15 protein-coding genes are annotated in these 13,864 nt (G+C 50.5%); 12 read left to right on the top strand and 3 right to left on the bottom strand.

Annotation, left to right across the window (positions count from 1 at the left end):
• Positions 1-4 precede the first annotated feature (4 nt).
• Positions 5-382, bottom strand: a complete 378-nt coding sequence (locus AC50X8_RS29980) for a hypothetical protein (RefSeq protein WP_494883217.1) — start codon at positions 380-382, stop codon at positions 5-7.
• A 128-nt stretch (positions 383-510) separates the two neighbouring features.
• Between AC50X8_RS29980 and yycF the strand changes: the two genes are divergently transcribed.
• From yycF to AC50X8_RS29955, 5 genes are all read left to right on the top strand, one after another.
• Positions 511-1,275: a response regulator YycF gene (gene yycF, locus AC50X8_RS29975; protein WP_494861444.1), complete on the top strand. Its 765-nt coding sequence runs from the start codon at positions 511-513 to the stop codon at positions 1,273-1,275.
• Complete coding sequence (gene walK / locus AC50X8_RS29970) at positions 1,272-3,116, top strand: cell wall metabolism sensor histidine kinase WalK (RefSeq protein WP_494861442.1); 1,845 nt, start codon at positions 1,272-1,274, stop codon at positions 3,114-3,116. The genes yycF and walK overlap by 4 nt, the downstream gene beginning before the upstream one ends.
• The gene (locus AC50X8_RS29965; RefSeq protein WP_494883215.1) at positions 3,116-4,477 is read left to right on the top strand and encodes a YycH family regulatory protein; all 1,362 of its coding nucleotides are present in this window, start codon (positions 3,116-3,118) and stop codon (positions 4,475-4,477) included. Before walK ends, AC50X8_RS29965 begins: the two co-directional genes overlap by 1 nt.
• A 14-nt stretch (positions 4,478-4,491) precedes the next feature.
• On the top strand, positions 4,492-5,229 hold the full coding sequence (yycI, locus tag AC50X8_RS29960; protein WP_494861438.1) for a two-component system regulatory protein YycI: 738 nt from the start codon (positions 4,492-4,494) through the stop codon (positions 5,227-5,229).
• 62 nt (positions 5,230-5,291) lie between these two features.
• A complete protein-coding gene (locus AC50X8_RS29955) occupies positions 5,292-6,098 on the top strand; it encodes an MBL fold metallo-hydrolase (RefSeq protein ID WP_056036170.1) in 807 nt (268 codons plus the stop codon).
• Here the strand turns inward: AC50X8_RS29955 and AC50X8_RS29950 are convergent.
• Positions 6,067-6,306, bottom strand: coding sequence for a hypothetical protein (locus tag AC50X8_RS29950; protein WP_494861435.1), 240 nt, complete (start codon positions 6,304-6,306; stop codon positions 6,067-6,069). The two genes, AC50X8_RS29955 and AC50X8_RS29950, sit on opposite strands and share 32 nt — an antisense overlap.
• Positions 6,307-6,498: 192 nt before the next feature.
• Here AC50X8_RS29950 and AC50X8_RS29945 point away from each other — a divergent pair, with 192 nt between their 5' ends.
• The 7 genes from AC50X8_RS29945 (at position 6,499) to AC50X8_RS29915 (ending at position 12,682) form a co-directional block, all read left to right on the top strand.
• Positions 6,499-7,845: a S1C family serine protease gene (locus AC50X8_RS29945; RefSeq protein ID WP_056036177.1), complete on the top strand. Its 1,347-nt coding sequence runs from the start codon at positions 6,499-6,501 to the stop codon at positions 7,843-7,845.
• 371 nt (positions 7,846-8,216) lie between these two features.
• Positions 8,217-8,384, top strand: coding sequence for a CxxH/CxxC protein (locus AC50X8_RS29940; protein ID WP_063838033.1), 168 nt, complete (start codon positions 8,217-8,219; stop codon positions 8,382-8,384).
• Positions 8,385-8,658: 274 nt separating this feature from the next.
• Positions 8,659-10,032, top strand: a complete 1,374-nt coding sequence (mmuP, locus tag AC50X8_RS29935; protein WP_494883212.1) for an S-methylmethionine permease — start codon at positions 8,659-8,661, stop codon at positions 10,030-10,032.
• A gap of 100 nt (positions 10,033-10,132) precedes the next feature.
• Positions 10,133-11,149, top strand: a complete 1,017-nt coding sequence (gene mmuM / locus AC50X8_RS29930; RefSeq protein WP_494883210.1) for a homocysteine S-methyltransferase — start codon at positions 10,133-10,135, stop codon at positions 11,147-11,149.
• A 200-nt stretch (positions 11,150-11,349) separates the two neighbouring features.
• Positions 11,350-11,829 (top strand): 23S rRNA (pseudouridine(1915)-N(3))-methyltransferase RlmH, encoded by a 480-nt coding sequence (rlmH, locus tag AC50X8_RS29925; protein ID WP_494883208.1) that lies wholly within the window; start codon positions 11,350-11,352, stop codon positions 11,827-11,829.
• A 154-nt stretch (positions 11,830-11,983) separates the two neighbouring features.
• A complete protein-coding gene (locus AC50X8_RS29920; protein ID WP_056036185.1) occupies positions 11,984-12,307 on the top strand; it encodes a DUF2834 domain-containing protein in 324 nt (107 codons plus the stop codon).
• A gap of 114 nt (positions 12,308-12,421) precedes the next feature.
• Positions 12,422-12,682, top strand: a complete 261-nt coding sequence (locus tag AC50X8_RS29915; RefSeq protein ID WP_494883199.1) for a hypothetical protein — start codon at positions 12,422-12,424, stop codon at positions 12,680-12,682.
• Between the two features lie 207 nt (positions 12,683-12,889).
• On the opposite strand, the gene AC50X8_RS29910 is transcribed toward AC50X8_RS29915, so the two are convergent.
• The gene (locus AC50X8_RS29910; protein WP_056036188.1) at positions 12,890-13,801 is read right to left on the bottom strand and encodes a helix-turn-helix transcriptional regulator; all 912 of its coding nucleotides are present in this window, start codon (positions 13,799-13,801) and stop codon (positions 12,890-12,892) included.
• Positions 13,802-13,864: the final 63 nt, after the last annotated feature.

The following is a 13,864-nucleotide window of genomic DNA, read 5'->3' as shown; positions in this document are numbered from 1 at the left end:
GGACTTATACCATCAGGGGGAGTGCAGCCGAAGCGAAAGCTTGCGGCGGCGCTCCCTTTATTATTTTAAAAATATAAGCATTTATAAGTTTCACATCTATAAATTGGCTTATATTTCTCGGACTGAAACGCGCCGCGCCGCCAAAGGACGGCGATAGCCGTTTCACCTTGAATTCTAAGAAAGTATAAGTTTCATTCTTATATCCGCTTAGAATTCTAGGGCAAAGCTCTTCGCTCGTCCCAGAAAGACGACGAAGTCGTTTTTGCTTGAAATATAAGCATTTATAAGTTTCACATCTATAAATAGGCTTATATTTCTCGGACTGAAACGCGCCACGCCGCCAAAGGACGGCGGCAGCCGTTTCACCTTGGCCCAGTCCCATGAAGGAACTTTAATTGGGAACTAGGTATGGCAGTATGGTAAGATAGTATTGCTATGCGTATAAAGTTTTACCCTAAAGTATAGGAAGATTAAACAGATAAGAATTAGGAAGCGACAGGCGGTGTGACGATGCACGGTAAAATTTTAGTGGTCGACGACGAACAGCCGATTGCAGATATATTGAAGTTCAACTTGGAGAAAGAAGGCTACGAGGTCATTTGTGCTTTTGACGGCGGACAGGCAGTGGAGCTTGCTTTCGCAGAGAAGCCGGATTTAATGCTGCTTGACTTGATGCTTCCGGTGAAGGATGGCATGGATGTGTGCCGCGAGGTTCGCGCAAAGCTGCATATGCCGATCATTATGCTGACGGCGAAGGATACGGAAATCGATAAGGTGCTGGGCCTAGAGCTTGGCGCCGATGATTATGTGACGAAGCCGTTCAGCACCCGCGAGCTGCTGGCAAGGGTGAAGGCCCATCTAAGAAGGCAGCAGAAGTCGGCGGAGGCTACGGTAAGTGCGGCAGGCGTGCACGGTTCGGATGGCGGACAGGACGCTGAACAGGAGAAGCAGGGACTGCGTCTGTTTAATTTGTTCATTGATACCGACATGTATGTCGTCTATAAGGACAATCAGCCGCTTGATTTGACGCACCGGGAATACGAGCTTGTGTATTATATGGCGCGCAACAGCGGGAAGGTCATGACGCGTGAGCATTTGCTGCAGGCGGTATGGGGCTTTGAGTATTTTGGCGATGTGCGAACGGTGGATGTGACGATCCGCAGGCTGCGCGAGAAAATTGAGGACGATCCGAGCAGGCCGGAATTCATTATGACACGGCGCGGGCTTGGCTATATGATGCGAAGCACGAAGCCAGGAGGTTACGGTTACGTATGATGGGGCGGCGATTTTTTCGCACGATCCAAGTGAAGCTGGTCATTATTTATTTGCTGCTGATTTTGGTAGCGATGCAGTTGATTGGCGTTTATTTCATCAGCACGGTTAAGACGTCGCTGACGGACAGCTTCACGAACAACCTCAAGGAGCAGGCCGATATATTGTCCAAGCTGGCGGCGCGCCACTTATCGATCAAGCCCGGCGGGGATTTGGATACGAATGTGGAAAGCGCGGAAGGGCTCAGCCTCGTCGTTCGCAACTTGTTCAGCATTAGCGGCACAGAGGTGCAGGTGCTCGACGCGAACGGCAAAATCGTTGCGACGTCCGTTCAGGTGCCGGAATCGTATGTAGGCAAGAAAAACCCGTCGCTCGCCGTGAGCCGGGCGCTGGTGGGCATTCCAGAGAATGAGGAAGAGATCATTGATGAAAATAATGTCCGGAAAAAGATCATTGCGCTGCCGGTAACGGACAACGACAATGACAATGTGCTCGGCGCGGTCTACATGGTCGCGTCGATGGACAGCCTGTATGACACGGTGAACCGGGTCAATCAGATTTTTTTCTCGGGAACGCTTATCGCCTTGGGGCTGACGGGGGTGCTGGGCATTTTGCTGGCTCACACGATCACGAGCCCAATTCAAGGACTGACCCGGCAGGCGGCAGCGGTCGCTGAAGGCAAGTTCGACCTCAAGGTGCCCGTGCTTGGCGATGATGAAATTGGGCGGCTCAGCATGGCGTTTAACGATATGACGATCCGGCTCAAGGAGGCGCTGTCGGTCAATGAGGAGGAGAATGAGAAGCTGAATTCCATTCTCTCCAATATGAGCGATGGCGTTATTGCAGCGGATGAGCATGGGAAGGTCATCGTCTGGAATCGGCGGTCGCTGGAAATGCTTGATCGCAAAAGCTGCGAAAATTGCAGCCTGACCGAGCTGCTTGCGCTGCCTCAGCAGCGGCTGGACGAGCTGCGGCAGGGCAAGGAGCAGACGCTCATTCTGGACCGGGGCGAGGAAGCGGAAATGGATGAGGCGGAAGGGATTATGCGCGTCACCTTTACGCCCATTCATCGCCGGGATAAAGGGACGACCGGCACTATTGTCGTCCTGCAGGATGTCACCGAGCAGGAGAAGCTGGAGCAGTCGCGCCGGCAGTTCGTTGCGAATGTCTCCCATGAGCTGCGGACGCCGCTGACGACGATCAAGAGCTATGCAGAGGCGCTGAATGACGGAGCGCTAGCAGAGCGGGAGCTGTCGGAGCGATTCGTTGGCGTCATCAGCAATGAGACGGAGCGGATGATTCGTCTCGTAACCGATCTGCTGCATTTATCGCGGCTGGATTCCAATCAGGCGCCTATGCGGCGCAGGCAGACAAATATCCACGATATGCTCGACGAGGTGGCAGACCGGTTCTCGTTCCAGCTGCGCCAGAAGTCGATTCGGGCTTCTATTCAGGTCGATAGCGAGCTGACGGAGGCTTGGCTGGACCGGGATCAAATTGATCAGGTGCTGGACAATCTTTTTTCCAATGCGATTAAATATACGCTGGACGGCGGCAAAATTCAGCTGAGCGCCCGCAAGCAGGAGCAATCGCTAATTGCAATCAGCGTCAAGGATACGGGAATTGGCATTCCGAAGCGGGATTTGCAAAAAATCTTTGACCGTTTCTACCGCGTAGATAAAGCGCGTTCGCGCAATATGGGCGGAACCGGACTCGGCTTGTCCATTGCCCGGGAAATCGTCAAAGCGCATGGCGGCACGATTTCGCTTGATTCGGAGCTGAATGTCGGGACGACGGTTACGTTCACGCTGCCGATGCTGGAAGAGGACGGTGAGCGGAGCTAATGGAACGGGCGAAAACGATGATATTAATTTTTTTGGTCGCCTTTAGCCTCATGCAGAGCTATTTTCTCGCTTATAGTATGCCTGGACTTGGCGCTACGGTACGCACAGAGCAGGACTACATCAATGCGGAGCCGCTTGGCGAGGAGACGACGGTGGAAAACGTTATTTTTCCCGATGAGCTGATTATCCACTTCGGCGGGGACAAGCACACGGTGCTGTATCCAGGTATGACCTTCTATAACATGATTCTTAAGGATCGCATACAGGGCCGCGAGTTTAAAGGGTTTCAGCGGAGCCCGATTGATGTAATGGATTGGGAGCAGGTGCGGAAGAAGGATGCCGGCGTTGAGCTGCGCTTCCAGAATGGCGTGCCTGTTGATCTGCTGCGCAAGCTGCTTAAGGTGCAGGGCGACATTATGTTTCTAAATGAGACGATTGACCGCATCTGGATTTTCAAAACGAGCAATACGGAAGAGGTGCGGACCTTCTTCTTTAGCGCTGATGGCGATATCGTCTATGAATCGGTTCAGGCCGACTTGACGGTTCGTGATGTGCAGGATTACGTCGGGTTCGGGGAATATCAGACGAATTACCAGTATGCGGACGGCGATCTGTATATCCCGGATAAGCCGCTGCAGTCGGTGGAAATGGTTTATCCGTATACGGTTTATTCTGCGGATGTGGTGCAGCGCAATCTGTTCTTCGATCCAGGAACGACGAAGGCGCTCAAGGATCGCAGCGGCGCACAAATCTATACCGATGGCAAACGCGGGCTTCAAGTGGAGCAAAGCGGCAACTGGATGATTTATACCGATCCGGCAGCGTCGAAGAGCGCGGATAATATATTGAGCGATAATATGTACGCCGCAGTGGAGTTTGTGAATCAGCATGGCGGCTGGGATGGCACGCATCGCTTCGTTAATCCTGTACTGGATACGGACAGCAAGCTGGGCAGAACGGTGCTGTTCCAGCAATATTTGGAGCAATATCCGGTGTTGGAGGCGGCAGGCTTTCAGTACGGCTGGATTCGGCTGATTTTGCAGCAGGGCGTGGTGACCGAGTATAACCGTTCGCTGATTACGCTTGGCGATCAGGCAGAATCGAGGGAGCCGCGTTATTTGCCGGGTGGCGATGATCTGCGCAATGCGTTGGAGCGTTATGCAAGGCTATCGGAGGTCGTTAGTATGTTCCCAGCACTGCAGGCGGTGCCGAAGGAAGGCAGCAAGCTGGATTTTGTCCCCGTATGGGGCGTGAAGCTTGCGGATGGGACGCAGGAAGTGCTGATGGAGGCTTATCCGACGGGCTACGTTCCGCTGGAAGCAACGAACGGTGCTGAAGGAACGGCTGGAGCGGCGAAGTAGGAGGTGAGAGGCGTTTGGATTGGAGCAGAGCGAAAAGTGTGCTGATCGGCAGCTTCCTGCTGCTTAATATTTTGCTTGGCTATCAGGTATGGCTAGAGGTGCGGGAGCAGTTGGACATCAACAATCACTCTGCGGAGCTTCCGCCGGACACCGCCCTGGTCATGAAGCAGAAGCGCATCGAGCTGAACGCCAACTTGCCGCTTGAAACGCCAAGCATGCGTGATTTAACGTACCAGCTCCAGTCGCAAAGTCTGGAGGAGCAGGAAGTTGTGAAGCTGGAGACGCCAGTGGATAGACGAATTGTATTCTCGCAAGCGGATTTGCTGACCGCATTAGGCGATCAAATTCCGGACATTGAACAGTATGCTTTCGATCCATTGGGCAGCAAGGCAGGTGTATTCGTCTTGTACCGGATGGTCGATAACCGGCCGTTGTTCGAGGTCAAGCTGGAGCTGTATTACAGCAATCAGAAAATTACAGGTTTTAAGCAGTCGCGCATTGAGGTGCTGGAGAGCAATGATGCGAAGCAGCAGACGGTGCTGCCTGCAGCGAAAGCGGTAGCGCCGTTCATTGAGCGGAATTTGCCGGATGGCTCGGTCATTACCGATATCCAGCTTGGCTATCATGGACAGACGTTTGATACGGAGATGCAGGTATCCGCGCCCTATTGGCGTGTGCTGGTGGAGGATGCGGACCGCCCTTATTATATCCATGCGGTAAGCGGTGAGGTTGCCCAGGATAAGGAGCAGTAGGTGAAGGCGCAGAGTTATTCAGCGACAGGCTCAAGTGGGAGAAAGGATAGGACGAGGCGGAAATGGGACTATGGTTTACAGTACTGGCAAGCGGTTCAACGGGGAATGGCACAATTATTAATAATGGCGACAAGATGGTACTCGTCGATGCGGGGCTTAGCGCCAAAAAAATGGAGGAGCTCATGAAGGAGCGCGGAGTGTTCGGCCATCAGCTGGACGCGCTGTTCGTCACGCATGAGCACTCCGATCATATTAAAGGGCTCGGCGCGTTTGCGCGCAAGCACGAGCTGCCTATTTATGCGAATGAAGCGACTTGGGGCGCAATGGAGCGGCATGTCGGCAAAATCGATGCCGATAAGCGCATTGTAATCGAGACGGGAGATACGCTTAACTTTGGATCGCTGCAAATACAGTCTTTTCCGATTTCGCATGATGCTGCGGAGCCGGTGGGCTATACCTTCGTCGATCAGGGCGTTAAGCTGAGTTTGGCGACCGACCTTGGTTATATGAGCGATAAGGTGAAGCAGGCGATCATTGATTCGGATGTGCTGGTGCTGGAATCCAATCATGATACGGAGATGCTTCGGATGGGGCGTTATCCATGGAATACGAAACGGCGCATCTTAAGCGACGTCGGACATTTATCCAATGTAGCGGCTGGGGAAGCGCTCTGCGAGCTGCTGACTGACCGGACAAAACGGGTGTATTTGGCCCATCTTAGCCTTGATCATAATTTAATGGACTTAGCGATGCTAACCGTTAATAACATATTAGAAGACAACGGGATTTTCTTCAAAAAAGAGGACTTCCCCCTGCGGCACACGTATCACGACAAGCCTACTGAATGGGACGAAGTGAAGAAGAAATAAGCCTGTGCAGCTGTTCATCCATTTGCCCGTCAAGCTGGCTAGTCTTGGCTTGTAATTCCTCTACTGTAACAATGCCTTTCTCTAGCAGAAGCTCTAGCAATGCGCTTAAGGTCAGAACGGTGCGATAGTGCTCCTCTTTCAGATCTGCGAGCATCGCGCCGAGCTGCACATGCTCCCAAGCGGATGGGATGGAAGTAGGTTTTTTCATTAAAAATCAAGCTCCTTTGGCAATGAAGTGGAAAGCAAATCATCTTTTAACAAAAAATTTTTCTAGCTGCGGATTGTAATCTATTATTATTGTAGTCCAATCTTCCGAAATTATTCCTAGCAGCATTTATTTCGATCGAGAGATATACCAAATAGTCTTGATGTCGGCCGGACATCGAGAGGAGAGATAGATATGGGATTATTCGATGACGATTTCTATTCGACGAAAGTATCCAGACGCACACGCGCCTTCAGCAAGGAGCGGCGCATATTGTCAAGCAAGCAGACGAGGCGGAATTGGTCCAGTGTGCGCATTGCCTTTATCTCTTCATCTACAAGCGCAATAGCGGCTGTGCTGCTGTTCGGGCTGTTCTTTAATGGCGGGGTTGGCGGCAGCGCCAAAGTGCAGGCGGTTTCTACGGCGAAGATGTCCGATGACAGCGAATCGCTGGAAATGAAGACGATTCAAGCTTCAGCGAAGGTCAGGCCAGCTGTCGTTAGCGTTATTAATGAGCAGCGGCAGGCTTTCAGCATGGGCGTTCCGAATGATGAAGGCGATGGCAGCAAGAGTGAAAGCAAAGACAGTATAGAGAAGAACAGCTTGCAGCAGGCCGGCGTTGGTTCAGGATTTATTTTCAAAAAAGAAAATGGCAAAGCCTATATAATGACAAACTACCATGTCACCGTCGATGCGGATGCGCTTAAAGTGACGCTCATTAGCGGCGAAGAGCGTGCGGCGAAAATGATTGGCGAAGATCAAATTTCTGATCTGGCTGTATTGGAAATCGACGACAAGGGCATTGATACCGTTGCGGAAATTGGCGATTCCTCTGCCTTGCAGCCGGCTGAATTCGTCATTGCCATCGGCAATCCGCTCGGGTTGGGCGATTCCTTATCCATGGGTATCGTGAGCAAAACACGTCAAATCGTTCCTGTATCGTTGAACCAGGATGGCAACTATGATTGGGAGCAAGAGGTTATTCAAGTGGATGCGTCCATCAACCAAGGCAACAGCGGCGGACCGCTCATTAATTTGAACGGCCAGGTTGTCGGCATCAACAGTATGAAAATCGCAGATATCGGCGTGGAAGGCCTCGGCTTCGCCATTCCGACGAATAATGCGATGCCAATCGTAAACGATTTGCTGGAAAAAGGCTATGTGCCGCGTCCGTATTTGGGCGTGTACACGATGGACCTGGCGCAATATTTTGCGCAGCAGGGCGGCAGCGCTGGCGGGAAAGCCGGCAGTTCGACAGATGGCAGCGACGATGAGGCTGAAGGCGCGGCGCAGCTTATTTTGCCGGAGGATGTCCGTGCGGGCGTCATTGTGCTGGAGGCGGTCGGTCCAGCGAAGGAGGCTGGTCTCCTCTTCAACGATGTGATCGTCAAGCTCGATAAGCAAGCGGTTGGCAGCACGATGGAGCTGCGGAAGTACCTGTACTCCAAGAAGCATATCGGCGACAAGGTAGAAGTGACCTTCTACCGGGACGGCAAGCTGACGACGGCGCAACTTTCGTTAACCGATAAGGTGGAAGAATAAAATATCGTCATCCTATTAGGGAGAGCGGTCGTGGACAGGAGGAAGCCTGTTGCGGCGGCTCTTTTTTTCTTTAAAATATAGGAAAGTATATGATGTTTCCATCCTTTCTCTATATTTCTTGGAATGAAACGCGCCGCGCCGCCAGAGGACGGCGCGTTTCACCTTGACGTATAGGAAAGTATATGAATTTTCTCATGCTTTCTCTATACGTTTCGCCAAAACGATGGCGTCTAATAGTAAGGACGCCGCCAGGCGTTTCTCTTAGGACGGAAAGGTGCGGGCTTCACAATATGCAGGTTGTTTGTTATGCTAACGAAAGGCAAAGGGACAACACCCTGATTAAATCAAGCAGAAGAGGAAGCGAACCAACTATGTATTGTGTATGCAAAAAACACGTGGAGCTAGCGATCGATAAGTTCGTTGATGAGTACGAGGACGCGCCGGATATCGTGGATTTGAAGGAAACGGAATTTGCAGACTGGGACCCGCCGCGCAAATGCGATTTATGCGATGATGGGGCACTGTTTTTGGTCGTATAAGGGAAGAACCGATATAAGAATAGTGTTCATCTATCGCTGGGCGTATCTATATGCCCAGCGATTTTTTGCGGATTTTAAAATGTGTTCCTCTGCGTGTCAGGCTGTCGGTCAATATTAACATTGACATGAACCTGACAGCCCGATATATTGAAGTTAACTTGTTGCAGGGGCGAAAAAAACTTGAAATCCGCTTATGCGGTTTCGTTAGCAGCGCACTCTTTTTCAAAAGGGGTGTGCTTTTATTTGTCCGAATATGACACTTAGGAGAATGAACGTGGACAATGGAAGTAAGCAGCAGTTTAGGCGGAAAATGCAGACGCGGCATATCGTTATGCTCTCGCTGGGCGGTGTTATTGGGACGGGCTTGTTCTTAAGCTCCGGTTATACGATTCAGCAGGCAGGCCCGTTTGGCGCGATTTTGTCCTATCTGGTTGGCGCTATTGCTGTGTATCTCGTGATGCTGTGCTTGGGCGAGCTGTCGGTACATATGCCCGAGACAGGCGCTTTTCACAGCTATGCGGCAAAATATCTCGGTCCCGCTACGGGCTATACCGTCGCATGGCTGTACTGGCTCACCTGGACGGTGGCGTTAGGCTCGGAATTTACGGCGGCTGGGCTGCTCATGCAGCGCTGGTTCCCTTCGGTTAATGTATGGATTTGGAGCGCGTTATTCGCTGCGTTAATCTTTGTCTTAAATGCTCGATCGGTGCGGTTTTTCGCGGAATCGGAATTTTGGTTCTCGTCTGTAAAGGTTTTGACGATTGTGCTGTTTATAGTTATCGGAGCGGGAGCGATGTTCGGCATTGTCCCAATGGCGGATGCGGCTCCAGCGCCCTTGTTGACCAATATTACGAGCGCAGGCTGGTTCCCGAATGGAGCCTTTGCCATTTTATTGACGATGCTGGCGGTGAATTTCGCCTTCTCCGGCACGGAGTTGATCGGGATTGCAGCGGGAGAATCGGTGAATCCCGAGCGGACGATACCGAAAGCGATTCGCACGACGCTGTTCCGTCTCGTTATTTTTTTCATTGGAACGATTGTTGTGCTGTCGGCACTGCTGCCTATGTCGGAGGCGGGGGTAACGGAAAGTCCCTTCGTCACGGTAATGGAGCGGGTCGGCGTGCCGTATGCGGCGGATGTGATGAACTTTGTTATTTTGACAGCGATTTTGTCGGCGGCGAACTCGGGATTGTATGCGTCGTCACGGATGCTGTGGTCGCTAGCCGACAAGAAGACCATTTCGCCTTTGTTCGCCAAGCTGACGAAGCATGGTGTGCCGCTGAATGCTGTCATTCTTAGTATGATGGGCGGCGGACTTGCGCTGCTCTCCAGCATTGTCGCGCCGGATACGGTGTACATTGCTCTAGTTTCGATATCAGGGCTTGCCGTGGTCGTTGTGTGGATGAGCATTAGCGCTTCGCAGTTTATGTTCCGCAGGCAGTATGTTCGCGAGGGGAACTCGGTGGACAAGCTGGCTTATCGGACGCCTTGGTATCCTTTTGTGCCGATTGCTTCGTTCGTGTTGTGTCTTGCGTCCTGTATCGGTATTGCGTTCGATCCGACACAGCGGATTGCGCTGTATTGCGGGGTTCCGTTTATTGCGCTGTGCTACATTAGCTATTATTCGTTTTATCGTGTGAAGAAGTAGCGAGTTAGGCAGGGCGTGACGTGAAGTGACGGAAAATATAGAGCTGAAAGAGACCGAAAAAGAAAAAGAAAAAGAGAACGGAAAAGGGAGGAGAAGTGTTATGGAAAAGTTTAATGGTGCTACGCACAATGTAATAGAGGATATTTTGCAGAAGCATGAGATTATGGTGCTGGATGGCGCAATGGCGACGGAACTGGAACGGCACGGCTGCGATTTAAATGATGCACTGTGGTCAGCGCAGGTGCTGCTGTCACAGCCTGAACTGATCTATCAGGTGCACCTGGATTATTACCGAGCAGGAGCGGATTGCGCAACGACGTCGAGCTATCAGGCGACAGTGGATGGTTTTCGCAAGCGAGGGCTTAGTGAAGAGGAAGCTTTGAAGCTGATTAAAAGCACGGTCGAGCTGGCAAGGAAAGCGCGTGATGATTATTGGGAGCAAGAAGGAGCAGGTGCAGGTGCTGCTAAGGAGGGTAATGGTGATCAGGCTTCTGCGTGGGGCGCTCAGTACGCTAACAGGCCTAAACCGCTTGTTGCTGCATCCATCGGGCCATATGGCGCTTATTTGGCGGATGGTTCGGAGTACGTGGGCAACTATGGCGTGTCGGATGAGGTACTGACGGAGTTCCACCGTCCAAGAATGGCGGCTGTCATTGAGGCTGGTGCCGACCTATTGGCGTTCGAGACGGTTCCATCTCTACAGGAAGCCAGAGTGCTGGATGCCCTGCTGAAGGAGTTCCCGGGCGTGTATGCGTGGCTGTCGTTCTCATTGAAAAATGAAACGGCGATCAGCGAAGGCACTCCGCTGGCGGAATGCGCGGCTGCCTTCGCGCAAAGCGAGCAGATTGCCGCGATCGGCATGAACTGCGCCCCCGGCGCTGTCGTGACGGAGGCGATTAAGGTGCTTCGCGCTCACTCGCAGAAGCCGATTATTGTTTATCCGAATTCCGGGGAAAGCTATAATCCGGAGACAAAGACGTGGCATGGCGAGGGCAGCTGCCCGAGCTTCCTGGAGGAGGCGGAAGGCTGGTATGAAGCCGGCGCCCGTATTATTGGAGGCTGCTGCCGGACTTCGCCGCAGCAGATTGAAGCGATCGCTAGGAAATGGCGAGCTTGAGAAGATTATAAGTGACTTGTGAGTATGATGGGCACGCGAAGATAGTGTGTCTGGGTTTTTGATTTTAAGGTCAGCCGGAGCGTGTTCTGGTTGGCCTTTTTTTCTGGGCTTATTAATGTGTTTTTGCTGCGGACGGATGGTATGATGGGTACTAATAGGACAGGCCGATAAACAGGCTGCGAATAAAGGAGAAGTTGTCAGTGCAAATACAGATTATTTCAGTGGGCAAGCTGAAAGAGAAATATTTAACGCAAGGGATTGCGGAATACGCTAAGCGCTTGGCTCCGTATGCGAAGCTAACGCTGGTCGAGGTGGCGGATGAGAAAGCGCCAGAGCAGCTTAGCGCGAGTGAAGAGCAGCAGGTAAAGGCGAAGGAAGGCGAACGGATACTGAGTCATATTAAGCAGGATACGTACGTTGTCGCAATGGCAATTGAAGGCGAGATGTGGACGTCGGAGCAATTGGCGAAGCATGTCGAGGAGCTCGGTACGTATGGGAAAAGCCAGATCGCTTTTGTCATTGGCGGGAGCTTGGGACTCGCTGATGAAGTCATGCGCCGCGCTAATATGAAGCTTTCTTTTGGAAGGATAACGTATCCGCATCAGCTGCTTCGCCTTGTGCTGACGGAGCAGGTTTATCGGGTGTTTAAGATTATGCGGGGGGAACCGTACCATAAGTAGGGGCAAGTTTTTTTGAAAAATCGCGCTGAGGGCTTGGAACGGAGCCTTGAAGGACATGGGTTGAAGAGCGGTCACGCGCAGCAGCGAAGATGGAGCAAACGGACTTTTGCGAGCTTTTTGGAGTTGCAAATTACAAAATGATGGAGGGTTATAAATGAAGTACTTTTACGGAGTATTATCTTTTTTGGGACTCGTCTTGCCCTATTCGCAATTCATCCCTTGGGTCGTGCGCAACGGCCTCGATTTGTCTCTCCTATTTGAAGCCATAACCAGTACGCGTATCGGAGCTTTTGCATGGATGGATGTTTTAGTTACCGCGATCGTGCTTATGGGATTTATTCTGTTAGAAGGCACCAGAAAGAAAATGAAATATTTATGGTTGCCGATTGCAGGTACGCTACTGGTAGGTCCTTCACTGGGTCTTCCCTTGTTTTTGTTTCTTCGACAATTACACTTGGAGAAAAACATTCTAAAATAGCATCAAAGATGGGAACGGAAACATGGTTAAACGAATCAGTTTAAAATGTTCGGCATTTCTTGAACGTCATACTTCCATCGACGCAGCAAAGAATGTAATCTCGGATGCAGAGGCATGGATCGTAGACTTCAAAACGTTCTCCAACACATGATCACCTTTCAATTCATTATTGAAACAGATAGCGTGGGGCGTTTGCTTGCTCAGATTGAGGCATCTCCCCTTACTCTATTTTCAGAGTCATCAACAGAATTAAAGCTGCGTTTAGAAGAGTGGGAAACGAAACGTCCGACAATAGAACTTAATGGTTCTTTAGTAGTGTACATCGTAAACGATGGGCCTGATGTTGAAGTTGACGTACCAGCGGTACCAGGCTAAAGGCTTCCTGCAAATGAATTGAAGGGTTGTCCACTATAATCTGTTTTAGTATGAAAGCTTGCCGGTACAGACTGAGCGGAGAACCGTGCCATAAGTGACGGCGAAAAGTTGAGTTGAGGATTGAAGCTACGATGCTAAATCTATGAAGAAGCGCGTAAAGACCCAACTCATGTGGAATCGGTCATATAGGCCGAGACGAGACCTTGATCAGGAATAGTTCTCCATCATTTGATATAAATAATTTCGAAAGTCTTCAACATAGGTTTTGGGCTCTACAACTTTTAGATGAGTGCCGAAGCTTGCTAATAATTGAAATCCCGTACGATTTTGAGGGACATAAAGGGTTGCTAATAAAAATCCAGAACTATGGTCTTCAATACTTCTTCGACCATACCTTTCGATGATTTGATCTTTTATGCTGGGCGATATCCGTGCCTTAATCGTGACGAATTGCGGTACATAACTTGCTTCGTGTCTTTGCTCGGACCAATCGTCTCTAGGATGAAACGCGCGTTCATCCATAGTAATAGGATCGATTCGAGATAACTTGAATGTTCGATATCCCTGTCGATGTAAACAGAATCCTTTCAAGTACCAACTCGATTCGCTAAAATGCAGTTCATAGGGCTCGACCATTCTGTTCGTTGCAGCCCCATCTTTATCTGTATAATCAAATGAAACCAGCCTTCTCTTTAAAATGGATTCTTGACATGTCTTTAAGGTTTCAAGAATCTCGGACCGACCCTCCCAATCATAAAACGACAGTTGAATGGTACGATTCAGAGACAATGGACTAACCATTGCCTCTATTTTTTTAATCGTTCTTTCAACTTCTTCAGTAAGGAGAATTTGTTCCAATCCGCCGAGTGCAGTTAATATATTCTGTAAATCGGAGCTGCTTAAAAGGCGTTTATCAACCTTGTATTCATCCATTATGCCGTAGCCGCCTTTGACCCCAATGACGGAGTAGATCGGGATGTTCGATAAGCTCAATGTTTCCATATCGCGAAGGATCGTTCTTTTGGATACATTGAATAGTTGTGAGAATTCCTTTGTAGAAACAACCTCTTTTTTCAGCAATATCATAATAATCGAAATGAGTCTCTCCACTTTATCCATAATTGCCCTCTTTTTTTCTACATAATTTCAGAACGGTGCCACCTAGATGTCACCTTTTGTCCA

The organism is Paenibacillus sp. JT22N15, assembly GCF_059383755.1.
Note: the sequence above shows the minus strand (reverse complement) of the source record. Positions and strands in the feature narration are given on the sequence as shown.